This window comes from Streptomyces sp. NBC_00659 (assembly GCF_036226925.1).
Taxonomy (GTDB): domain Bacteria; phylum Actinomycetota; class Actinomycetes; order Streptomycetales; family Streptomycetaceae; genus Streptomyces.
In genome coordinates this window covers 5888803-5910796 of the sequence record NZ_CP109031.1, presented here as the reverse complement: position 1 = coordinate 5910796, position 21994 = coordinate 5888803, and the positions used below count along the sequence as shown (strand labels likewise).

Annotated in this window: 21 protein-coding genes; 9 read left to right on the top strand and 12 right to left on the bottom strand. The window is 70.9% G+C overall.

The features are described from left to right. Positions 1-409 precede the first annotated feature (409 nt). The 7 genes from OG410_RS25880 to OG410_RS25850 all read right to left on the bottom strand — a co-directional run bounded on the left by OG410_RS25880 (position 410) and on the right by OG410_RS25850 (position 7692). Entirely contained in the window at positions 410-1498 is a 1089-nt protein-coding gene (locus tag OG410_RS25880) for a hypothetical protein (protein ID WP_329301341.1), read from the bottom strand. Then, positions 1498-2160 carry an RNA polymerase sigma factor gene (locus OG410_RS25875; RefSeq protein ID WP_329301340.1) on the bottom strand — a complete coding sequence of 221 codons (663 nt, stop codon included), beginning with the start codon at positions 2158-2160 and terminating at the stop codon, positions 1498-1500. Before OG410_RS25875 ends, OG410_RS25880 begins: the two co-directional genes overlap by 1 nt. Positions 2161-2706: 546 nt before the next feature. Further along, on the bottom strand, positions 2707-3501 hold the full coding sequence (locus OG410_RS25870; protein WP_329301339.1) for a hypothetical protein: 795 nt from the start codon (positions 3499-3501) through the stop codon (positions 2707-2709). Between the two features lie 291 nt (positions 3502-3792). Beyond that, on the bottom strand, positions 3793-4410 hold the full coding sequence (locus OG410_RS25865) for an RNA polymerase sigma factor (RefSeq protein WP_329301338.1): 618 nt from the start codon (positions 4408-4410) through the stop codon (positions 3793-3795). Between the two features lie 196 nt (positions 4411-4606). Then, complete coding sequence (locus OG410_RS25860; protein WP_328448988.1) at positions 4607-4987, bottom strand: hypothetical protein; 381 nt, start codon at positions 4985-4987, stop codon at positions 4607-4609. A 208-nt stretch (positions 4988-5195) separates the two neighbouring features. After that, positions 5196-5768 (bottom strand): hypothetical protein, encoded by a 573-nt coding sequence (locus OG410_RS25855; RefSeq protein WP_329301337.1) that lies wholly within the window; start codon positions 5766-5768, stop codon positions 5196-5198. A gap of 289 nt (positions 5769-6057) precedes the next feature. Further along, complete coding sequence (locus OG410_RS25850; protein ID WP_443063797.1) at positions 6058-7692, bottom strand: beta-N-acetylhexosaminidase; 1635 nt, start codon at positions 7690-7692, stop codon at positions 6058-6060. 395 nt (positions 7693-8087) lie between these two features. Here OG410_RS25850 and OG410_RS25845 point away from each other — a divergent pair, with 395 nt between their 5' ends. The 5 genes from OG410_RS25845 (at position 8088) to OG410_RS25825 (ending at position 12262) form a co-directional block, all read left to right on the top strand. After that, on the top strand, positions 8088-8660 hold the full coding sequence (locus tag OG410_RS25845) for a 2-oxo-4-hydroxy-4-carboxy-5-ureidoimidazoline decarboxylase (protein ID WP_329304244.1): 573 nt from the start codon (positions 8088-8090) through the stop codon (positions 8658-8660). A 167-nt stretch (positions 8661-8827) separates the two neighbouring features. Then, positions 8828-9208, top strand: a complete 381-nt coding sequence (sdhC, locus tag OG410_RS25840) for a succinate dehydrogenase, cytochrome b556 subunit (RefSeq protein ID WP_103550164.1) — start codon at positions 8828-8830, stop codon at positions 9206-9208. A gap of 5 nt (positions 9209-9213) precedes the next feature. Beyond that, positions 9214-9705, top strand: a complete 492-nt coding sequence (locus OG410_RS25835) for a succinate dehydrogenase hydrophobic membrane anchor subunit (RefSeq protein ID WP_329301336.1) — start codon at positions 9214-9216, stop codon at positions 9703-9705. Between the two features lie 23 nt (positions 9706-9728). Further along, the gene (gene sdhA, locus OG410_RS25830) at positions 9729-11483 is read left to right on the top strand and encodes a succinate dehydrogenase flavoprotein subunit (protein WP_329301335.1); all 1755 of its coding nucleotides are present in this window, start codon (positions 9729-9731) and stop codon (positions 11481-11483) included. Continuing rightward, complete coding sequence (locus OG410_RS25825) at positions 11483-12262, top strand: succinate dehydrogenase iron-sulfur subunit (protein ID WP_329301334.1); 780 nt, start codon at positions 11483-11485, stop codon at positions 12260-12262. Before sdhA ends, OG410_RS25825 begins: the two co-directional genes overlap by 1 nt. Before the next feature lie 101 nt (positions 12263-12363). Here the strand turns inward: OG410_RS25825 and OG410_RS25820 are convergent, their stop codons facing one another. The 4 genes from OG410_RS25820 to OG410_RS25805 all read right to left on the bottom strand — a co-directional run bounded on the left by OG410_RS25820 (position 12364) and on the right by OG410_RS25805 (position 16899). Continuing rightward, positions 12364-13203 carry a formate/nitrite transporter family protein gene (locus OG410_RS25820; protein WP_329301333.1) on the bottom strand — a complete coding sequence of 280 codons (840 nt, stop codon included), beginning with the start codon at positions 13201-13203 and terminating at the stop codon, positions 12364-12366. Between the two features lie 139 nt (positions 13204-13342). After that, on the bottom strand, positions 13343-15808 hold the full coding sequence (locus tag OG410_RS25815; RefSeq protein WP_329301332.1) for a DUF4132 domain-containing protein: 2466 nt from the start codon (positions 15806-15808) through the stop codon (positions 13343-13345). Next, entirely contained in the window at positions 15805-16197 is a 393-nt protein-coding gene (locus OG410_RS25810) for a hypothetical protein (protein ID WP_329301331.1), read from the bottom strand. Before OG410_RS25810 ends, OG410_RS25815 begins: the two co-directional genes overlap by 4 nt. A gap of 66 nt (positions 16198-16263) precedes the next feature. Further along, entirely contained in the window at positions 16264-16899 is a 636-nt protein-coding gene (locus tag OG410_RS25805; protein ID WP_329301330.1) for a Uma2 family endonuclease, read from the bottom strand. 145 nt (positions 16900-17044) lie between these two features. Between OG410_RS25805 and OG410_RS25800 the strand changes: the two genes are divergently transcribed. The 4 genes from OG410_RS25800 (at position 17045) to OG410_RS25785 (ending at position 19424) form a co-directional block, all read left to right on the top strand. Beyond that, the gene (locus OG410_RS25800) at positions 17045-17470 is read left to right on the top strand and encodes a VOC family protein (protein ID WP_329301329.1); all 426 of its coding nucleotides are present in this window, start codon (positions 17045-17047) and stop codon (positions 17468-17470) included. Between the two features lie 170 nt (positions 17471-17640). Beyond that, entirely contained in the window at positions 17641-18048 is a 408-nt protein-coding gene (locus tag OG410_RS25795; RefSeq protein WP_326785916.1) for a hypothetical protein, read from the top strand. A gap of 5 nt (positions 18049-18053) precedes the next feature. Continuing rightward, the gene (locus tag OG410_RS25790; RefSeq protein ID WP_329301328.1) at positions 18054-18581 is read left to right on the top strand and encodes a thiol-disulfide oxidoreductase DCC family protein; all 528 of its coding nucleotides are present in this window, start codon (positions 18054-18056) and stop codon (positions 18579-18581) included. Between the two features lie 159 nt (positions 18582-18740). Further along, complete coding sequence (locus OG410_RS25785; RefSeq protein ID WP_443063908.1) at positions 18741-19424, top strand: TetR/AcrR family transcriptional regulator; 684 nt, start codon at positions 18741-18743, stop codon at positions 19422-19424. Positions 19425-19482: 58 nt separating this feature from the next. On the opposite strand, the gene OG410_RS25780 is transcribed toward OG410_RS25785, so the two are convergent. After that, a complete protein-coding gene (locus OG410_RS25780) occupies positions 19483-21897 on the bottom strand; it encodes an MMPL family transporter (RefSeq protein ID WP_329304242.1) in 2415 nt (804 codons plus the stop codon). Between the last annotated feature and the right edge of the window lie 97 nt (positions 21898-21994).

The window sequence follows — 21994 nt, the reverse complement described above, 5'->3', positions numbered from 1 at the left end:
GGGGCGCGGGCGGGACCGGGGGAACGTGTCCCGCCCGCGCCAGTTGCACAGAGCCATGGGTACGGGGGGAACCCCGGCTCCGTGCTACGGCCGATGACCAGTCGGCTCATCACGTACTGCGTCGTGGCAGCCGAAAACGTCACACCCAGCCGATAAAATTTTCAACGAAACACGAAAGCGCAGGTCAGCGAGGTTTCGGGGCGCGTAGGGCCGGAGATCTGACAGCGCGGCGGCACGTCGGGCCGGACGGCCGACAGCGTGACGGGGCATCCGCCACGGAGCTGACGGCGCGACAACGGGTGGACGACACGGCTGACGGCACGACAGTGTGTCGGCCACAGGGCTGACGGCACGACAGCGAGTCGGCCGGGAAGCCCGTGGCCCGATCAGTGCCTGCGGGAACGGCCGTTCACGAAGACGTGCCGGCCGACGGGCCGGGCGTCGTCCTCGGCGTCGCGCTCGGCAGCGGGGGCCGCGTCGGAGCGGCCGGCAGGAGCGGAGTCAGTCCCGGACGCCGTACGGACGGGGTGCTGACACCGTTGTCCCGGGGGTGGTTGCCGCCCGGCCCTATGTGGTGGCCGTCGTCGTCACCGCCGCCCGAGTCCCCCTGATCGCCCTGGCCGGAGTCGTGCCCCGACCCCTGCTCGCCGCCGCCGTCCGAACCGCCGTCGCCGGTGTCTCCGCCCGATCCGCGGCCGAGGACGCCCGAGCAGTACAGCCTCACCCGGGCGCCGCCGCCCGCCACATGCTCCAGGACGCGCCTGCGGTCCGCGTCGAGGTCCTTGCCGTCGAGGATGTCACGGCAGTACGAACGCGTCCGGGACCACCACTCGCGGGTGCGGTCGGCGCTCCCGGTGCCGTCGGGCCGTGGCAGACCACTCGCGTAGCCGGGTCCCGCGGACGAGGAGGCGTCGCCGGACGGTGTGCCCGACGGACCGTCAGGCACCGGCAGCACGGGGCCGTTTCCGCCGGAGACTCCGGGTGACGGCGAGGGCGAGGGCGAGACGAGCGGACGGTCCGGGGTCCGTACCGCCGTGACCGTCGCGGCCGGGCCCGGGTGTTCACGGGTGAACGGGGTCGGCAGGACTCCGGTTCCGGCCGCGACGGCGACCCCGCCGAGCATCCCGACGGCCAGCACCGAGGCGAGCCCGAACCGGGTGGGCCGTCCCCAGCGCGTCCGGCGTCCGTGCGCGGCGGGGCGTCCGATCCGTACGAGACCGGCGTCCGCGGCGTGCGCTCCGGGGCGCGCGCGGTGGTGGCCGAGCTGCGCGGCGGCGCCGTCGCCGTCCGCGCGCGCCTTGCGGAACGCGGCCAACGCGGCTGCCTCGCCCGGGAGTTCGTCGCTGGTCGGCTCGGGTTCGGCGGCGAGTGCGCCAAGGGCCGCGGCGAGGCGGTCCACCTGGTCACGTGTGCCGGGGTCGACGGCTTTCAGCGGCTCCCCGTTCAGCAGACGCTCCGCGGCGTCCCGGTCCAGCCACCTGTACTGCTCGTCGGCCATCACATGTCCTTCTGCGCCCGCGAACGCGTATGCGTCACACCGGCGGACGTCACCGCACGGGTGCGGGAACCTCGTTGCGGGGGAACGGCGTCGAGCGCGCCGACGGATTCCGGATCGGTGCCGAGCAGCTCCGCGAGCCGTTTCAGACCCCGGTGCGCGGCCGTCCGCACGGCTCCGGGGCGCTTGCCGAGGGTCTCGGCGGCCGACTTGGCGTCGAGGCCGACCACGACCCGCAGGACGACGGCCTCCGCCTGGTCCTGCGGGAGCTGGGCGATGAGCGAGAGGGTGCTGCCGGTGGACAGCGCCTCCATGGCCTCGATCGCGGTGTCGGAGTCGGCCGCCTTGCCGGTCAGCTCGGTCTCGTCGCCGCCTATCGCGGGCCGGCGCCCGCGCATCCGTATGTGGTCCAGCGCGCGGTTGCGGGCGATCCTCGCCGCCCAGCCGCGGAAGCGGTCCGCGTCCCCGCTGAAGCGGTCCAGGTCACGGGCGATCTGGAGCCAGGCCTCGGACGTGACGTCCTCGGCGTCCGGCTCACCGACCAGCGTTCGAACGTATCCGAGCAGGCGTGGGTGCACAGCTCGGTACACAGTCCGGAACGCGGTCTCGTCCCCGTCCTGTGCAGCAAGTACCGCGGCGGTCAGCTCCGCGTCGTCCCCCAGCACCCCCGCGCCCCTCTTTGCGCCTCGACCGGTGTCGCTCTCGCGGACCGGGTTCTCGCCGTCGTGCGTTCCTCGATGGACGGTTGTGGTCTCAGGTCCGCGTGGTCGTGGTCTGCCGCCCCACGCGGTTCTGGTCCCAGGCCCCACGTGGTCGTGGTTCCCGAGACCGCACAGTCGTGGTCCCAGGTTCCTCGTGGTTGCGGTCGCCCTCTCCCCGCACCGGCGCGAAAGGCACGTTACGGCCTGAAACAGCTCCCCGTCCATGTTCGTACAACGTGCAACTACGTGGTGACCGTGCGAGGTGTGACACAAAACGCAGTCACGGCGCTGTAGAGAGTACGGGTCGCCGCGCGGCCCGTGCCGCGCGACGGTCGGGGCCTCTCCTGTGGGGGGTGGCGGCCCCGGCCGTTGCCATCGGCAGCGACGCCTGCCGCCGGCCGGCGGACACGCCCGCCGCCCTCGCGGCCGACCCGCCCCGCCGAAGCCCGCCTCGCCCGGCCCGGTGGCCTTCCGGCCCCTCCCGCCCCGCCTGTCGCGGCCGCTCCGTGCCTACCGCCCGCTCCTGGTCCTCGCCGGCGTCGGGGCCGGGCTCCGCGGAACCGGCGTCCCGTCCGTCTTCCCGGACTTCCCCGTACCCTTCGCGTTCTCCGCGCTCCCCGCCCCCCGCGCACCCTTCGTCCCGGCGTGCGCGGTCAGTTGTTCGGCGCAGAACGCCTCGACCCTGTCCTCGCCGCCTGCAGCCGCGACAAGCCGCTGCCAGGCGCGAGCGTCCAGGGCGTCGCCCCGGCCCTTCACCGACGCGTACGCACGGCAGTGGGCCTCCGTGTCCCGGTCCCACGGCGGACGGCTCACGGAGCCGCCCGGGGCGAAGGCACCGGGAGCGCCGGGGCCGACCGGCGCCGCGGCCTCCGGGAACCGGTCGGAGGCGCCGGCGGAGGGACGGGCCACGGCCCGGTCCCGGGGCCCGGCGTCGTCGTGGGAGATCGGCCCGATGGCCGCGACGGCGACGCCGCCCAGCGTCAGACCGGCCAGCAGTACAGCGAACACGGCTCGCAGCGAACGGCTCGGCCGCCCCTGCTCCTTGGGGCGCCAGTCGTCCCGCCGCCGGGTGCGCGCGGTGTGCGCGCCGCCGTCCCGCGCGGCGCGGAAGGCGGCCACGGCCTGCGTCTGCGCCGCCGCGTCGTCCGCCCGGCCGCGCACCGCCGCGGCGAGGAGCCCCTCCAGTGGGGTCGCTCCGCCGCCCGGGTCCGCCGGAGGAGCGACGCGAGGTCCGAAGGCCGCGCCGTCGCCGACGTGCCGTTCACCCATGCCCGGTTGCGCGTCCGGTTCCCTGTGCGGTTCCACGTCCGGTTCCCTCTCCAACTGCCGCTGCGCCCTGCAACTCCTCGCCGTACCAGGACTCCGCTCCGCGCTCCACGCCGTACAACGCCCGCGCTCCGCACGACGTCCCGCGTCCGCGGGACGACACCCCGTCCGGCGCCCCGGCCGCGGACCGCGGCCCGACGCCGTACGGCAGCCGTCCTCCGCACGAGGGCCGTCCGCCGTGCACCATCCGTACACCGGTCGACTTCCTTCCGCCGTACGCCAACACGGTTCCGGACGACGGCGCGGTGCCGGCCGTTCCGGATGTCCTGCTCATCCCGACTCCCCCAGCGTCCGGGGCCCGTCATCCGTCACACCCTCGACACCGAGCTGGCGCGCGAGCCGCTTCAGGCCCCGGTGGGCGGAGGTGCGCACCGCGCCGGGGCGCTTGCCGAGCACCCGCGCCGCGGCCGGCCCGTCGAGGCCGACGACCACCCTCAGGAGCACGGCCTCGGCCTGGTCGCGCGGCAGCCCGGCGAGCAGTTCGAGGGCGTACTCGGTGGACAGGCTCTCCAACGCCTCGTCCTGTGTGCTGTGCCTGCCCGGCAGGTCCAGCGCGTCCTGCTCGAGGGCCGTTCCCCGTGGCCGTACTCGCAGCCGCCGCAGATGGTCCAGCGCCCGGTGCCGGGCGATGGTCGCGGTCCAGCCGCGGAACCCCGCGCCGTCTCCCCGGAAACGTCCCAGGTCCCGGGCTATCTCCAGCCAGGCGTCGGACGCCACGTCCTCGGCGTCGTCGCCGACGATGCCGCGCAGGTAGCCCAGCAGTCCGGGCTGCACGATCCGGTACGCGGCCGCGAAAGCGACCTCGTCCCCCTCCTGCGCCCGCGCCACGGCCACGCCCAGTTCCGCGTCGTAAGGCTGCGCGCGGCGGGGTTTCCCTCCCTGGCCCAACACTGTCCTCGTTCGCACCGAGTTCGCCCGAATGTGCCTGCCGGCGCGGCCGTCCGCGCCGACACCCTCATGGTCATCAGCGTCGGGCCCCACGGAAATGTCACAGGGCGTCAGACACTCTGCCCGGACCGGCCGGGCCACCGGCGGCGGACGCCGCGGGCCCTCGCCGCCCGGCCTACGGGACCCCGGGCACCCCTCAGCGGGTGGCCTCGCGGCACAGCAGGCGCAGGGAGCCGTCGCCCGCGTAGCAGCGGCGGGCCTCTTCGATCGGGTCCCACAGCCGTCCGTCGGGCGTACGGAGCCAGTGCTCGCCGCCGGTCTCCCACCACTCGGCGCCGCCGTGACGGGCGACCACCTCACCGGCGTACGCCCCGAATCCGCGCAGCACGCTCTCGACGGCCGCGTACGGGGCACCGTCCCGGCGTATCTCGTCGATCACGCGGTCCACGCGCCACAGGCTCTGTGCCGAGTAGTCGAGGCGCAGCCGGGCGCCCTCGCGCATGACCGCGACCGTGTCGGCGGCCCAGCGAACGGGCTTCGTCGCAGCCGAGGGCCGCGTTGCTTGAGTTGCGTTCACACCCGATAGAGCGCGACGGCGGCCGGATTCGTCACGCGTTCGGGCCGGGGTTCGCGACACCGGCCCAGGACCGCCATCTCCGCCCCGGAACGATCACACAAACCCCTCAGGAACAAGGTTTGGGATGCGCCGGAGCTATACCGCCTCCGGCGCACCCTCGCGCGTTCGTCCCGGGGCTAGTGCCGCGGCAGGCAACCCTGTCGCGGCACTAGTTCCGTCCGCGTGCCCTGCGCGAGACCACCGCCCGCAGGACGCGTCGCCCCTCCGTCGACGCGTCCAGCGCGAACCTCAGTCCGCCCTTGCCGTGCTCGGCGAGCAGTTCCAGGACGGAGACCTGGCGGCGCAGTTCGGCGGCGACGAGCGGGGACATGCCCTCGGTGCGCCCCTCACGGCGTGCCGTCACGCACGCCTCGGCGTCGTCGGCGTGGTCGAGGAACCGGTGCACCTGGAGCGCCGCGACCGAGCAGGCGTCGGACCAGGCCCGCAGCTCGTCCTCGGAGGGCTTCGCGGGAACCGATTCGAGCATCCCGCGGGCGAGCTCGGCGGCATGGTCCTCGTCGGTCACGGCCGGCTCGGAGTCCTCCGTGTCCAGCTTGGCGCGCGCCTCCTCCAGGCGCGCTCCCCACTCGGCCCAGGTGTCCGCCTCCGCCAGGCTGGCCCAAAGGGGCCGCAGGACGTCGTCGTCACCGCCGAGCAGCGGTACACACCGATCCAAACAAGCCAGACCACTGGCTGCCAGACCTCGCTCGTCGGCCCGAGCGATCAGTTCCACCAGACTCATCGCGACTCCCTCGAAATGCCTCGACAGGGCGCCCTTGCCTTACGGAGCCCGCACTTCCCCTTACTGCGTGCAACGGACCAGGAGTGTCACAGTGCGAGCCCACCCTGCCGGTCGAGGAGCCGAATGAACAGGTTTTCGGCCAAACACTCGCACCGAAACCGGCACACATTCCGCATGCGTCAGCCGTCGACCGCGACCGGGTCCGCCTGCGCCTTACAGTCCTGCATCCGGGTCGGCTGAGCACGACGACACCCCGCGACCGGTCCCGTTCCCGTCGAGTCGGGGCCGTTCAGCCCAACTGGTCCGCCAGTGCCTTGAACCGGGTCCAGGAGAGGGACGGCGTACGGGGGTCCCACAGTTTCTGGGTCAGGGCGCGCAGCGGCATGCGGATGCCCGCCGCGACCTGGTCCTGGGTCTGTGAGTTCGCGAGGTCGCACCAGACGGCGAAGGAGCCGCCGAGGATCTGGGGGTCGTACTTCGCGGGGACCGGGGTGGTTCCGCGCAGGACGAGGGGGGTCCACTGCTCGTAGATGCGCTGCCCGGTCGGGTAGACGAAGGTCTGGGGTTCGCCGAGGACGTAGTACAGGTACTCGTCGTTGTAGTTGACGACCTTGCGGCCCGCGCTCAGGTACTCCACCGGCTGCCGGGCCCCGATCTCCTTGCCGGTCCAGTACGCCACCCGGAGACCGCCGTCGGCCTGGACGGTGCCCCCGCGGAAGAAGCCGTCGTTCCAGGCCCGCGCCGTCCGGCCGTGACCCTGGACCACCTTGGCGCGGTCGTTCAGCCAGCCGGTCGTGAGGTCGGTGACGCCCGCGCCCGCCCCGTACTTGCTCCTCGCCGCGGTGACCAGCTGCGGGAAGGACGCCGCCGGGTTCGCCACCGTCAGGGCCTGGTACTCGTCGCCGCCGAGGTGCCAGTCGGTGCCGGGGAAGAGACCCGCGTACTCGTCGAGCAGGTCGTCGACGATCTGCGCCGCGGCGGGCTTGGAGATGTCGACGGCGCCGCGGATGGGAACACCGGACACATTGCGGAGCTGGAGATCGGGGTGCGCCGCGATGACCGCTCCGAGGTGGCCCGGCGAGTCGATCTCGGGCACGACGGTAATGTGCCTGCTCTTCGCGAGGGCGACGATCCGGCGCACCTCCGCCTTCGTCAGATGCTGCCCCGACACGATCTCGGGGTGCGCGTCGGACTCGATGCGGAAGCCCTGGTCGTCGGAGAAGTGCAGGCCGAGCTGGTTGTACTTCAGGTCCCCGAGCTCGCGCACCCGGTCCTCGATCCAGGCCGCCGTGAAGTGCTTGCGCGCGATGTCGAGCATGAACCCGCGGACCGGCTTCGCGGGCCGGTCGCGCACCACGCCCTCCGGCGCCGTACCGCCGCCGTACACCTCCTGCTTGAGGGTGCGCGTGCCGTAGAAGACACCGGCCTCGGCGGGCCCGGTGACGGTGACCCGGCCGTTCCTGACGGTGAGGGTGTACGACTCCGGGCCCGCGTTCCCCTTGTCGAGGCCGAGCTGCACGTCGCCGGCCCTGGCGGCGGTCCGCCCCGCGTACGTCAGCTTGAGCTCGCCGGCGAGCAGCTTGCCCTCGTCGGCGAGGTTGTCGTCGTTCACGACCACCCGGGCACCGGAGGCCGGGCGCCAGCCGGGACCGTGGGCCGCGGCGTGCTCACGTACGGCGGGGATGGTGCGAGGCGCCGTGGAGAGGGGGTAGCTCCGTGTCGGCGAGGGGCTGGCGACGGACACGGCCCCCGACCGGTCACCGGACGGCACCTTCGCTCCGGCCGGCCCCCCGCCTCCGTCGGGCCAGACCGCCACGGCCACCGCGACGACACCGGCGACCGCCAGACCGCTCGCGACGAGTTTGGCCCGCCCGTCCCGTCCTGCCCGCCGCCGCCGCGGCGCGCGCCGCCTGCCACCACTCACTCCGCCACCCTCGTCTCACCGCGCCCGCTTCGCGGCGCTCACATCACAGCGCCCGCTTCGCGGCGCCCACTCCACGGCCCGTCACCGGGCCGTAACCCCTTCAGGTGTACTCCCCCTGCGAGGTGTCCACCTCTTCCACCCCTCCGGAACACCTCACCGGACCTGCTCCCCACTCCCACCGCAAACTCTGCCCCGACCGTCACCGCGACCGTCCACCGCACGCTCCGAAACTCTCCCGTGCGGGTGAAATCCGGGCATCCGTCGGACAGGTCTGGACACACCTCGATAGCGTGAGCAGCACAGCTTTCACTTACGCCCCTGCCGAAACACACGTATCGCACGCACGTCACGCTCACCGGACGTCGCGCGTCCCACCCCCACGCCGAGGACCCACGCTGACGTCGCACCGTCTCCCACGCCTCCCCGGCCAGGTCGCCCTCCCCGAGCAGAAGAGCGCGGTTCCGTCCCCGGTCCGCCTCGACGGGTTCAACTCCGCACCCGCCGGAGAGGTCACCCGCGCCCTGCTCACCTGCTGCCGCAGCCTGCGCTGGGTCCACCGTCTGGCCGACCACCGCCCCTACCCGGACCTCGGCGCACTGCTGGCCGCGGCCGACGAGGCGGCGTACGACCTGACCCCCGCCGACCAGGCGGAAGCCCTGGCCGGCGAATCGCTCGCACCGCTCCCGGACGGCGCGTACTCCGCCGCCCACACCGCGCTGAGCGCCGCGCACGCCGCGTACGAGAGCAGATTCGGACATGTGTTCGTCATCTGTCTGGACGAATTCACTCCTGGAGAGGCTCTCGACCAGGTGCTCGTCGGAATCCGGTCGCGCCTGGCGAACGACCCCGAGGAGGAGCGGGTCATCACCGCCGACGAGCTGCGCAGACTGGCCCGCGGCCGGCTGACCCGACTCGTCCGTCAGTTCGCCCACCAGCCACGAATCGCCGATATCCGGCGCCCGGAATAGCCCGAACGTGCCTGATTGATTGCCAGTTTGATCACATTGATAGGGCCGCTGTAAGCGTTCCGACAACACGTCGCTACGATGGCCGGGGCCGGTGGACCGTACCCGGCCGGGCCCGACCGACAGAGAAGCCGGCGCGGCCCCAATCCCCGCTCCCGGAGGGTTCTTCCGTGCCGGCTGGAACGCTGTACCGCGGCCGGGAAGGAATGTGGTCCTGGGTGGCTCATCGAGTCACCGGCGTCCTCATCTTCTTCTTCCTGTTCGTACACGTGCTGGACACCGCTCTCGTCCGTGTCTCCCCCGAGGCCTACGACAAGGTCGTAGCCACGTACAAGACGCCGATCGTCGCGCTGCTGGAGTACGGCCTCGTGGCCGCCATTCTCTTCCACGCGCTCAACGGCCTGCGTGTCATCGCCGTCGACTTCTGGTCCAAGGGCCCGCGCTATCAGAAGCAGATGCTCTGGTCCGTCGTCGGTATCTGGGTCGTGCTGATGTTCGGGGCGCTTTACCCCGTCCTCGGTCACGCATTCCGCGAAGTATTCGGGAGCTGACGCAGATGTCCACTACTGACACCGCCGCTTCCGGCATCGGCCCCGTGGAGGGCGCCGGAGACTACTCGGCCTACAGCGTCGACAACCCGGCCCCGTTCATCGAGGCGCCGCGCAAGCGCACCAAGAAGACCCCGAAGTCGACCCGCGGCAACTTCGAGATGTACGGCTGGCTCTTCATGCGCCTGTCCGGCATCGTCCTGGTCGTCCTGGTCCTCGGCCACCTGCTGATCCAGCTCGTCCTCGACGGCGGCGTCTCCAAGATCGGCTTCGCCTTCGTGGCGGGCCGCTGGGCGAGCCCGTGGTGGCAGACCTGGGACCTCGCGATGCTGTGGCTGGCCATGCTGCACGGCTCCAACGGCCTGCGTACCGTCATCAACGACTACGCGGAGCGCGCCAACACGCGCCTGTGGCTGAAGGGCCTGCTGTACACCGCCACGGTGTTCACGATCCTGCTGGGCACGCTGGTGATCTTCACCTTCGACCCGAACATCCGCTAGGCACGGGGCTGAGGCAACCACTCATGAAGATCCACAAGTACGACACCGTCATCGTCGGCGCCGGCGGCGCCGGCATGCGCGCCGCCATCGAGTCGACGAAGCGCAGCCGCACCGCCGTGCTGACGAAGCTCTACCCCACCCGCTCCCACACGGGCGCGGCGCAGGGCGGCATGGCCGCCGCGCTCGCCAACGTGGAGGAGGACAACTGGGAGTGGCACACCTTCGACACGGTCAAGGGCGGTGACTACCTGGTCGACCAGGACGCCGCCGAGATCCTGGCGAAGGAGGCCATCGACGCGGTCCTCGACCTGGAGAAGATGGGCCTCCCGTTCAACCGGACGCCCGACGGGACGATCGACCAGCGCCGCTTCGGCGGTCACTCCCGCAACCACGGCGAGGCCCCGGTCCGCCGGTCCTGCTACGCCGCGGACCGCACCGGTCACATGATCCTCCAGACGCTGTACCAGAACTGCGTGAAGGAGGGCGTGGAGTTCTTCAACGAGTTCTACGTCCTCGACCAGCTGATCGTCGAGGTCGACGGCGTCAAGCACTCGGCGGGCGTCGTCGCCTACGAACTCGCGACCGGCGAGATCCACATCTTCCAGGCGAAGGCCGTGATCTACGCGTCCGGCGGCACCGGCAAGTTCTTCAAGGTGACCTCCAACGCGCACACCCTGACGGGTGACGGCCAGGCGGCCGTCTACCGTCGCGGGCTGCCGCTGGAGGACATGGAGTTCTTCCAGTTCCACCCGACCGGCATCTGGCGCATGGGCATCCTGCTGACGGAGGGCGCCCGCGGTGAGGGCGGCATCCTCCGCAACAAGGACGGCGAGCGCTTCATGGAGAAGTACGCGCCGGTCATGAAGGACCTCGCGTCCCGTGACGTCGTCTCGCGCTCCATCTACACGGAGATCCGCGAGGGCCGCGGCTGCGGTCCCGAGGGCGACCACGTCTACCTGGACCTCACGCACCTCCCGCCGGAGCAGCTGGACGCCAAGCTGCCCGACATCACGGAGTTCGCGCGCACCTACCTCGGCATCGAGCCCTACACGGACCCGATCCCGATCCAGCCCACCGCGCACTACGCCATGGGCGGCATCCCGACGAACGTCCAGGGTGAGGTCCTCTCGGACAACACCACCGTCGTTCCGGGCCTGTACGCCGCCGGTGAGGTCGCCTGTGTCTCCGTGCACGGCGCCAACCGTCTCGGCACGAACTCGCTGCTGGACATCAACGTCTTCGGGCGCCGGTCCGGCATCGCGGCCGCGGAGTACTCGGCGAAGGCCGACTACCTCGAGCTGCCCGAGGACCCGGCCTCCCAGGTCGTGTCCCAGGTCGAGCGCCTGCGCAACTCCACGGGCACCGAGCGGGTCGCCGACATCCGCCGTGAGCTCCAGGAGTGCATGGACGCCAACGTGATGGTGTTCCGCACCGAGCAGACGATCAAGACGGCGGTCGACAAGATCGCGGAGCTGCGCGAGCGTTACCTCAACGTCTCGGTCCAGGACAAGGGCAAGCGGTTCAACACGGACCTCCTCGAGGCCATCGAGCTGGGCAACCTGCTCGACCTGGCCGAGGTCATGGCCGTCTCCGCGCTCGCCCGCAAGGAGTCCCGCGGCGGTCACTACCGCGAGGACTACCCGAACCGCGACGACGTCAACTTCATGCGCCACACCATGGCGTACCGCGAGGTCGGCGACGACGGCACCGAGTCCATCCGTCTCGACTACAAGCCGGTCGTCCAGACCCGCTACCAGCCGATGGAGCGTAAGTACTGATGGCTACTCCCACTCTGGACAAGGCGGACGCGGCCGGCACACCCGAGCCCGGTTTCGCCGACTCCCCCTACATCACCGCCACGTTCCGCATCCGCCGGTTCAACCCGGAGGTCTCGGCGGAGTCGGTCTGGGAAGACTTCCAGCTCCAGATCGACCCCAAGGAGCGTGTCCTCGACGCGCTGCACAAGATCAAGTGGGACCAGGACGGCACGCTCACCTTCCGCCGCTCCTGCGCCCACGGCATCTGCGGCTCGGACGCCATGCGGATCAACGGCAAGAACCGTCTGGCCTGCAAGACGCTGATCAAGGACCTCAACCCCGAGAAGCCGATCACGGTCGAGGCCATCAAGGGCCTGACGGTGCTGAAGGACCTCGTGGTCGACATGGACCCGTTCTTCCAGGCGTACCGCGACGTGATGCCCTTCCTCATCACGAAGGAGACCAACGAGCCGACGCGCGAGCGTCTGCAGTCGGCCGAGGACCGCGAGCGGTTCGACGACACGACCAAGTGCATCCTGTGCGCGGCGTGCACGTCGTCCTGCCCGGTGTTCTGGAACGACGGCCAGTACTTCGGTCCGGCCGCCATCGTGAACGCCCACCGCTTCATCTTCGACTCGCGTGACGAGGCCGGGGAGCAGCGCCTGGAGATCCTCAACGACAAGGACGGTGTGTGGCGCTGCCGCACGACGTTCAACTGCACGGACGCCTGCCCGCGCGGTATCGAGGTCACCAAGGCGATCCAGGAAGTGAAGCGCGCACTGATCACGCGCCGCTTCTGAGGTCTGTTCCGCTACGACACCGAGGGCCCCGTTCCTGCAGGAACGGGGCCCTCGGTGTGTCTGCCGACGTCAGCCGCGCGGCACCGTTCAGAGACCGGGGGTCAGACCCTGGTGAGGGTGCGGGGGGTGGCGTCCTGGGCCGGGACGGATGATTCGGTGGGGGCTTTGACGACGGCCGTACGGCCGCCGTCGTTCGCGAACCAGTACGCGGCGGCGACCAGCACCGCTCCGCCCACGATGTTGCCCGGAACGGTGAACGCGAGGTTGCGGGCGAGGTCACCGACCTCCGCCTGACCGTTGACGATGCCGAGCGAGAACAGCGACATGTTGGCGATGCTGTGCTCGAATCCGCTGGCGACGAAGGCGAACACCGGCCACCACACCATGGTGGCCTTCGCGCCGTCGCCCGAGGCCCGGGTGAACATCCACACGGCCAGGCACACCAGCATGTTGCAGAGCACGGCGCGTGCGAACAGCTCTCCGCCCGACGCGGATTCCTTCGCGGCCAGCAGAGAGCCCAGCAGGCTGGAGGAGGGGCCGGACTTGAGGGTCCCGGCCATGCCTATGAACAGGGCGAAGACCACGGCGCCCACCAGGTTGCCGACCAGCGACATCACCCAGACCCGTGCCAGGTCCGCCCACTTGGTCCGGCGGCTGAGCACGCCGAACGTCATGGTCATGCACTGGCTCGTGAACAGATCGGCACCGGCGAACAGCACCAGCAGCAGGGCGACGGGGAACACCGCGCCCTCCACCAGCCTGACGACGCCCGAATGGCTTGCCTCCAGTGGCCCCGCAACGCTGAGCATCAGGATCTCGCCGACGCCGATGTAGATGCCGGCGAGCATCGCGGAGACCAGATAACGGGCCGGCGAGCGGACAAGCCGGGACTTCTTGACGGCTAGATCGGTGGATTCGGCAATGGTTGCGGGAATTGTCATCGGCACAGCAACGACGTTATGCACCGCACCGGCGTTTTAGCACAGGAGGTGGTCCCCAGTCCTTGGGCCTTTCGGTCCGGGTTTTCCGGGTCGTTCGGCACACATCGGCCGTTGCCGACTCCCCGAACCGGCTTCCTGATCACAACTGGCTCAGGATCGTCGGGTCCGTGATCCGCAGGTCGTCCGCCAGCAGCATCGCCTTGCTGAGGATCACCGCGAGCATCCCGTCGCCCTCGAAGGGCAGATAGCCGGCCCGGGGTCCTCCCGCGACGGACTTCGCGACGATGCACAGGTACTGGTCGTTCGGGCTCATCAGGATGTTGCCCGAGCCCAGATGGATCTTGTACGTGTGCCGCTCGCCCTTCACGTGCAGGAAGCGGCCCTCCAGGGTGCAGCGGTCGGCTATCGCCAGCCGGGGGATCAGCCGGTCGAGCAGGGCGCGGCGGGTCTGCGCGGTCTCGTTCAGATCGCCGAAGCCGTACGACGTCCAGTACTCCTGGAAGCGGCCGCCGGGGCCGCCGTCCTGCCAGGCCGGGTCGTTGCCGACGCTGGAGACTCCGACGAACAGGTCGACGTCGCGGAGGACTTCGGACAGGACGAGCGGGGGGATCTCGGTGAGCGGCAGGGGTTCGACCGGGTCCCGGCCGTCGCGCAGCCACATGCGGTACTCGCCGCCGTAGCAGTGCGCCGAGTTCTGCGGGGCGCCGATCGGGTAGAAGCGCACCTGGTCGGTGCGCAGCCGCAGATAGCTGCCTGACTCGGTGGTGTCCTCGCCGTACTCGCCGTCACCGGTGATCCAGTACTCGGCGCGCAGCCCCCACTGGGGCAGCTCCCGGGTGGCCGGGGGCGCCTCGTCGTCGACGCAGAGGCGGAGCTTGTTGCGCCAGCCCCTGATGGCGGCCAAGGAGTTGAACTGGTGCTGGCGCACGAAGTGCGCGGCGAAACGGTTCGAGTACGTGCCCGTCGCGCGCTCGGCGTCGGTGAGGAGGTAGATCTCGCGGTGGGCCTGCTTGAAGGGCTGGGTGATCTCGTGCCGCTCCAGCCAGTCCCGCCAGGCGACGACCTCGGCGGGCTCACGGCCGACCGGATGCCAGAGGGTGACCTCCTGGCCCGACGTCACCGGGGCATCGGCCAGGGTGGACAGCTCGCCGTTCGCGAAGCCGACCGGTGTGCCGTCGACCGTCCACAGGAGGCGGCGAGCGAGGGTGCCGACGAGGGGGTGGTCGAGGTAGCGCTTGCGCCAGGTGTCGTACGCCCAGGTACGCCGGCCCAGGAACTGCCGGTCCAGGCGTTCGGTCTGCGCCGAGAGCATCTTGTCGATGTCCTTGAGGGCCGCCTTGAGCTCCTTGAGCTCCTCGGCGTGGTCGCGCCGTACGGCGGCGGGCACGCTCTTGACGGCCTTGCCGCTCGCGTTGCGCCAGCTCAGCGCGGCGCGTGAGCCCTGGACTTCGAGGAGCGCGGTGTTGTCGCCGAACTCGTGACGCGCCCGCCCGACGTCGGTGAGCCCGTACGCCGGGACGGCCAGTTCCTCGATCTCCTCCCGGGTGAGCCCGAGAGCGGTGGCCCGAGCCTGGAGCGCTCCGTCGAGGAGCCTCGCCGTGATCTTGTACGTCACCCGGGTGGCGAGCCTGGCCAGTTCGGCGAGGGCGGACTCGCCGCCGAGGCGGGACAGCGCGAACACGGCGGCGTTGGCGACCTTCGGATTGCGCGGGCCGAGTCCGGCGACCTTCTTCAGGGAAGTCTCGACGAGCGCGCCGAGGACCCGTGCGGTGTCGGGGTGGGGCGGCAGGAGGGAGACCAGCCAGGCGAGGCCGCGCAGGGCGTTGGCGTTGTAGGGGTCGTAGACGTCGTTCATGTCCGAGCCGTAGACCTGGCCGTCCAGCGGGAACGTCCGGGGGCGGCCGACGAGGGCGAGCCAGGACACCGCGGCGGCGCGGACACTGTCGACGCCCAGGGGTTCGGCAAGGAGTCGGGCCCGCTTGTCCCACCTGGCGGAGGGCTTGGAGGCGGTCGCGCCCGTCAAGTGCGCGAGCAGTGCCTGCCAGTCGGGGGCGGAGCCGTCCCGCATGGCCTGTTCGGCCCATTCCTCACCGACGTTGAGGACGGGTTCCGTGACCTTCTTCATCAACTCCACGACGTACTCGGGGCGGTAGGCGTCCACGCCCGCGCGGCGGAACGCCGCGACGACAGCGGGGGCCAGCCGGCGGCCGGCCGCCAGCTCGGCCTCCGCCAGTACGTCCATGCGCACCCCGTACCCGTAGTCGTACGTCCGGCCGAGTCCGTCCAACAGCTGCAGCCGTTCGGCGGCGAGCGGGTCCCCGGGAAGACCGCGGGAGACGACGCCGACCAGGGTCAGCACGTTGATCTGCGCGACGGATTTCCTGCCGACCGAGTGATAGCGCTCCACCAGCGCGCCGGCCAGCCTGGTCCGCTGCTCGGCGGGCAGCGGCCGCAGCGCGTCGAGAACCTCGTCCCAACCCCCGCCCCAGTAGTTCCTGTTGGCCGCGGCGATCTTGAGGAGCTCGGTGGCGAGCTCTCCCATGTCGCCCTCGGCCACCCGCTCACGGATCCGCTGCCCCCATCGCCCGGTGCCGCTCATCGTCATCCCCCCACCAGTGCGACGAGCTTGAGGAAGGTGACCTCGGTGCCCAGGACCAGCTCGATCTCCTCGTCGAGGTCGGTCACCTGACGCTCCCCCACGAGCACCAGGAAGCCGTTCCCGGCGAAGGCCCGGAGCGCCAGCTCGGTCTGTGCCTCCGGGTCGATCAGGCGGGGCGTGCGCATCGCGTAGCCGTTCAGCACGCGCTCGGTGTTCTCGGGCTGCACGAGCCCCTGGAACACCTCCGGCATGTCAGCGTTGTACTCGGCGACCTCCTGGAAGACCCGCCGCCGGATCAACTCGCGCACCGCGAGCCGCTCCTCGTCGATCGCGAGCCCCCAGCCGGCGCCCCGGCTCCCACTGGTCGTCTCGTCGACGAACATCACCATTCCCATGCGGACGACAGTACGAGCCCCCACTGACAATCGGTCACCGGCCCCGATCTGTCGTCCGCCGTCAGCTCAGTCCGCCACCGGCTCCGATCCGCCCCTCCGCCTGTCGACGGCCGTCAGATCGATCTCGATCTCGAAGGGGACGGTGACCTTGAGCCGGTCGTGGAAGATTCCGGTGAGGGCGTACGACTTGGTGGCCGGGTCCAGCTCGTAGACGTAGACGACGGGCAGGCCCTTGTCCTCGTCCTGTTCCACACGCCAGAAGTGCGGGACCCCGGCCTCGGCGTACTTGCGGAGTTTGACCTCCCGGTCGCGTTCGCGAGAGTCGGGCGAGACCACTTCGACGGCCAGGAGGATGTCCTCGGGCTCGTACCAGGTCTGGTCCGGCCCCGTGTTCGCGTCCACCGGAAACACCATGACATCCGGCTCGGGCCGGTTCTTGGCGTCGAGTCTGATCGTCATCTCTCGTACGACGTCGAGATGGTCCGGCGCCTGCTCCAGGAGAGTGTTCTCCAGCAGACGCATACAGCGTCCGTGAAAAGCGGTCTGCGGACTCATGAAGACGAGACTCCCGTCGATCAACTCCGTGTGCGGCGGGAGGCCCGGAATCCGGTCGAGGTCGTCCGCGGTCCAGCCCTCGAGGGGCGGGATCGGCCAGCGGTACGCCGGCTCGTCGTCGAGCCCGTTCTCGGATGCGGCGCTCATCAGTGCTCCCATGGGCCGGAGTCTCGCCTGTCGATTCAGCGTACCCAGGGGAAATACAGGGCGCTTGACCTCAACGGGTGATCACATGTTCGGTCCGCGGTCAGCCCTTCCCCCTCCCCCCGTCGCCCGCTCCTAACCTGATGGCATGTCAGATGACGTGTCACAGGGAATGTCCGAGCTGCTCGGGCTCGACAACGTGCTGCTGCCCGTCGGGGATCTCGGCGAGGCCGTGGGTTTCTACGAGCGCGCCGGGCTTCCGCCGGCGTTCCGGCTGGACGAGGCCGGGATCGCGGTACTGAAGGTGGGCAAGGAGACGCCCGGGGTGCTGCTGCGGCTGGACGAGGAGCTGAGCCACCGGCCGCCGCCGTGGGCGTCGCCGCGGCTGTGGCTGGAGGTGCCGGACGCCCGCGCCGCGGCCCGCTCGCTGGCCGCGGCGGGCATCGCGACCCTCGACGGGCCCTTCTCCGGCGCCACCGGCTGGACGGTCGAGTTCGCGGACCCCTGGGGCAATGTCATCGGGCTGACGGACTACACCAAGCGGCCCGAACTCGCCCGCGGAGCCCGGCGATAGCGGGGGCGACAGCCGGGGCGACCCTTCGCGTCCCACCCCCGGCCGCCGTGCGGAGGCAGTGCGGCCCGAGCCCTCCGACGCCCACTCCCGATACGACTTGAACATGTTCAAAAAGAGGTCTACATTCATCCCAGACAGCGTTTTGAACGCGTTCAAGAAGGGGTGGGGACATGGACCTCACAGTCGTCGCTTACGTCATCTATCTGCTGGTCAGCATCGCGCTGACGGTCTGGGTGGCGCGCACGCTGAGCCACAACGGACGGATCTTCCTGTCGGACGTCCTGCACGGCAACGAGAAGCTCGCCGACGCCGTCAACCACCTGCTGGTGGTGGGCTTCTACCTCGTCAACCTGGGCTTCGTCGCGCTCTATCTGCACCAGAGCGACGAGATCTCCAACGCCCGCGAGATCTTCGAGGCCCTGTCGACCAAGCTGGGTGTCGTCCTGCTGGTGCTCGGCGTCATGCACCTGGGCAACGTCTACGCCCTCAACAAGATCCGGCGGCGGGGTGTCATGGAGCGCGAGCAGACTCCGCCGGTGCGGCCGACGGACTGGGCCGCCCCCGCGGCCGGGGCGTGAGACCGGTGACCGGCGCACCGGCCACCCGGGACCGGGACGCGGCACGCGTCCCGGTCCTCGGGCTCACCGTCCTCTACGACGCGCACTGCCCGCTGTGCGCCTTCCTGAAGAAGTGGCTCGCCGGGCAGGCGCAGCTCGTACCGCTGCGGTTCGTGCCGGCCGGTTCGGAGGAGGCCGCCCGGAGCTGTCCAGGGCTCGACCACCGCGCCACCCTGGACGAGATCACCGTCGTGGGGGACGCCGGGCAGGTCTACCAGGGAACCGCCGCCTGGATCGTCACCCTGTGGGCGCTGCGCGAGTACCGGGCGCTGGCCCATCGGCTGAGCACTCCCACGGGGGCGAGGCTGGCCAGGGGCGCGACCCTCGCCGCCGCCAAGTGGCGCGAGGCGCAGGCGTCCCGGACGTCCCAGCGGCGATGGGGCGGCGGCGCGTACCGGTGGGGCGACGGATGGAGCTACGACCCGACCGCCGGATGGACCTTCGAGCCGCCCGCCTGCGACAGCGGCGAATGTCCGGCCGTTCCCACTCGTTAGGCTCGTCCCGTGCCAGCACCGACAGACAGCCCCGGCCCCATCGGGTCCTCCGAGCCCGACGAGCCCACCGCGGCCTCCGAACCCGCCAAGTCCCCGGGCAAGGAGGCGAAGAGCCCGGCGAAGAGCGAACAGACCCGGGCCCTGATCCTGGAGACCGCGATGCGGCTCTTCCAGGAACGGGGGTACGACAAGACGACGATGCGCGCCATCGCCCAGGAGGCCGGGGTCTCCGTCGGCAACGCGTACTACTACTTCGCCGGCAAGGAACACCTGATCCAGGGCTTCTACGACCGGATCGCCGCCGAACACCGGGAGGCGGTCCGGGAGGTACTGGACCGTGAGACGGACCTGGAGGCCCGGCTGGGCGGTGTCCTGAAGGTGTGGCTGGACATCGCCACGCCGTACCACGAGTTCGCCGTGCAGTTCTTCAAGAACGCCGCCGACCCGGACAGTCCCCTCAGCCCCTTCTCCCCCGAGTCGGAGCACGCGCGCGCGGAGGCCATCAGCGTCCACAAGGAAGTGCTGGCTGGGGCGAAGACCAAGGTGCCGGAGGAACTGCGCGAGGTGCTGCCCGAGCTGATGTGGCTCTCCCAGATGGGGCTCGTCCTGTACTGGGTCTTCGACCGCACCGAGAGCCGCGAGCGCAGCTACCGGCTCGCCGAGCGCGGCGCGCGTCTGACGGCGCGCGGCGTCTCCCTGGCCCGCTTCCGTCTGCTGCGGCCCCTCGTCCACGAGGTGCACGAGCTGTTCACGGACTTCCTGCCGGGGATGACGAAGGCGCTGCCCGACCCGGCGAGGAAGACGGACCGAGGCCCGGCCGGCCCGGCGGGGGAAACGGGCTGAGGGGCGCCCGCCGAGGCGGACGCCCCCCGCGCCGGGGAAGATCCGGCGTCCGGCGGCCTCAGTTGACCGCGTCGGCGTCCACCTCTCCCTGGACCAGCTCCACGTCGTGCACCAGCGGCTCGTCCGTGACGACGACGTGGTGTGCCCGCGTCCCGTACGAACGGGCCGTCGCCGACAGCAGATACGTCCCCGGGGCCGGGACCGAGACGATGTAGGAACCGTCGGCCAGCGAGGTCACCCGGTCCAGCTGGCGGCCTCCCTTGGACAGCAGCGTGAGGATTGCCCCGTCGACCGCCTCGCCCTCCGCGTCACGGACGAACCCGTGCACGGCCGAGGCCCCGCCCCGGACCGGAGCCGCGTCACCGGACGGCTCCTCGGCGGGCTCCACCGCCAGATGCGGCAGCCGCTTGTCCAGGGCCGCGGGCAGCCACCAGTTGGAGTTGCCGAGCAGGTGCATCGCGGCGGGGACCAGGGCCGTACGGAGGATGAAGGCGTCCAGGGCGACCGCGGCCGCGAGGCCGACGCCCGCCATCGCCGCTCCCGCGTCACCGCTCAGGACGAAGGCGAGGAAGACGCACACCATGATCAGGGCGGCCGAGTTGATGACCCGGCCGGTCTCCGCCAGCCCGACCCGCACCGCGCGCGCGTTGTCCTTGGTGTGCACCCACTCCTCGTGCATGCGGCTCACCAGGAACACCTGGTAGTCCATGGAGAGGCCGAAGAGGAGCGAGAGCATGATGACGGGCAGGAAGGCGTTGATCGGGCCCTCCTTGCCGAGGCCCAGCAGTTCCAGGCCCCAGCCCCACTGGAAGACCGCGACCAGGACGCCGAAGGACGCGGCGGCCGCGATCAGGTTCATCAGGGCGGCCGTCAGCGGGACCACCAGGGAGCGGAAGGCGATCAGCAGGAGCAGGAAGCCGAGGCCGATGATCGTGGCGACGAACCAGGGCAGCCGGTCGCCGGTGATCGTGGCGAAGTCCTTCGACACGGCGGTCACGCCGCCGACGTGGGCGCTCGCCCCGGCGTCCGGGATCACCCGGTCCCGCAGGGTGTCGATGAGGTCGTCGGTCTTCACCGACTGCGGTGAGGTCGTCGGCACCACCTGGATCACCGTCACGCCGTTGGCGGGCGGCAGCGCGGCGACCGCGGCCACCCCGGGCGTGCCGCCGATGCTCTTCGCCAGGGCGTCGGTGTCACCGCCGGTCACGACCACCTGCAAGGGGCCGTTGAAGCCGGGTCCGAAGCCCTCGGCGAGCAGGTCGTAGGCCTGCCTGGTCGTCGTCGTGCTGTCGTCGTTGCCCTGGTCGGTGGCGCCGAGGTGCAGCGACAGGACGGGGAGGGCGAGGACCGCCATCACGGCCAGCGCGAGGACCGCGATCGTACGGGGGCGGCGCTGCACGCTCATCGACCAGCGGGCCGCGGCCCCGCTGGCCCGCTCCGGCTCCGGGCCCCGCTCCGCCAGTTTGCGCCGCTGGCGGCGGCTGAGCACCCGGGTGCCGAGGATGCCGAGGAGGGCAGGCAGCAGCGTGGTGGCGGCGAGCACGCTGAACACGACGGTCAGGGAGGTGCCGATGACCACGCCGTCCAGGAAGCGGAGGTTCGTCACCAGCATGCCCGCGAGCGCGATGCACACCGTGCCGCCCGCGAACAGCACCGCCCGGCCCGAGGTGTTGAGGGCGACGACCGCCGACTCCTCGGACTCCAGGCCCCGCAGGAGCCCGCGCCGGTGCCGGGTGACGATGAACAGCGCGTAGTCGATGCCGACGCCCAGGCCGATCAGGGTGGCCAGCAGCGGGGCCAGGTCCGGGATGTCCGTGGTGTGGCTGAGCAACTGCGTGGAGAACAGCCCCGTACCGACCCCGAAGACCGCGATGCCGATCGGCAGCAGCATGGCGAAGAGGGAACCGAAGGCGAGGAAGAGCACGAGGGCCGCGGCCAGGATGCCGACCATCTCGGCGAGCCCGGTGGGCGGCTCCTGGACCCGCTGGATCGCCTGTCCGCCCAACTCCACCTGGAGTCCGGCCCGTTCGGCGTCCTGCGCGATGTCGACGACGTCCTGCACCAGCTCCTTGGGTACGGCGTTCGCCTGTTCGGCGAAGGTGATCTGGGCGTACGCGATCGTGCCGTCCCGGCTGATCTGCGCGGCGCCCCGCTCACCCTGGTAGGGACCCGCGACCTGGCCCACACCCTTCATGCCGGCGATCTCGTCCAGCACGGGCTGGATCCGCGAACGCACCGAGGCATCCCGGACCGTGCCGTCCGCGACCTTCCACACCACCGTGTCGGTGTCCCCCGCGCTGTCCGGGAAGGCCTTCTCCATCTGGTCGTACGCACGCTTGGAGTCCGTGTTCGGAAGGGAGAACACGTTCGCGTAGTCCGTGCCCGCGGTGGTCGCCGCGAAGCCGAGACCGAACAGCGCACCCACCCACAGCAACAGGACCACCAGCCGGTGCCGATAGCACCACCGTGCCAATGCCGCCACTTCAACGCTCCTTAGTCGGTCGGTCCCCCAGGTCCTGGCACCAGGATTCGCGGTCACCCGCGCGGGTGGACACGACCCGCCCATGACT

Bases quoted from the DNA above. Each gene is read 5' to 3' on its own strand.
- OG410_RS25880 (WP_329301341.1), bottom strand. From the start codon at position 1,498: ATGGCCGACGAGCAGTACAGGTGGCTGGACCGGGACGCCGCGGAGCGT.
- OG410_RS25810 (WP_329301331.1), bottom strand. From the start codon at position 16,197: ATGGGAATGGTGATGTTCGTCGACGAGACGACCAGTGGGAGCCGGGGC.
- OG410_RS25855 (WP_329301337.1), bottom strand. From the start codon at position 5,768: ATGAGTCTGGTGGAACTGATCGCTCGGGCCGACGAGCGAGGTCTGGCA.
- OG410_RS25835 (WP_329301336.1), top strand. From the start codon at position 9,214: ATGTCCACTACTGACACCGCCGCTTCCGGCATCGGCCCCGTGGAGGGC.
- sdhA (WP_329301335.1), top strand. From the start codon at position 9,729: ATGAAGATCCACAAGTACGACACCGTCATCGTCGGCGCCGGCGGCGCC.
- OG410_RS25795 (WP_326785916.1), top strand. From the start codon at position 17,641: ATGGACCTCACAGTCGTCGCTTACGTCATCTATCTGCTGGTCAGCATC.
- OG410_RS25815 (WP_329301332.1), bottom strand. From the start codon at position 15,808: ATGACGATGAGCGGCACCGGGCGATGGGGGCAGCGGATCCGTGAGCGG.
- OG410_RS25820 (WP_329301333.1), bottom strand. From the start codon at position 13,203: ATGACAATTCCCGCAACCATTGCCGAATCCACCGATCTAGCCGTCAAG.
- OG410_RS25825 (WP_329301334.1), top strand. From the start codon at position 11,483: ATGGCTACTCCCACTCTGGACAAGGCGGACGCGGCCGGCACACCCGAG.
- OG410_RS25805 (WP_329301330.1), bottom strand. From the start codon at position 16,899: ATGAGCGCCGCATCCGAGAACGGGCTCGACGACGAGCCGGCGTACCGC.
- OG410_RS25785 (WP_443063908.1), top strand. From the start codon at position 18,741: ATGCGGCTCTTCCAGGAACGGGGGTACGACAAGACGACGATGCGCGCC.
- OG410_RS25800 (WP_329301329.1), top strand. From the start codon at position 17,045: ATGTCAGATGACGTGTCACAGGGAATGTCCGAGCTGCTCGGGCTCGAC.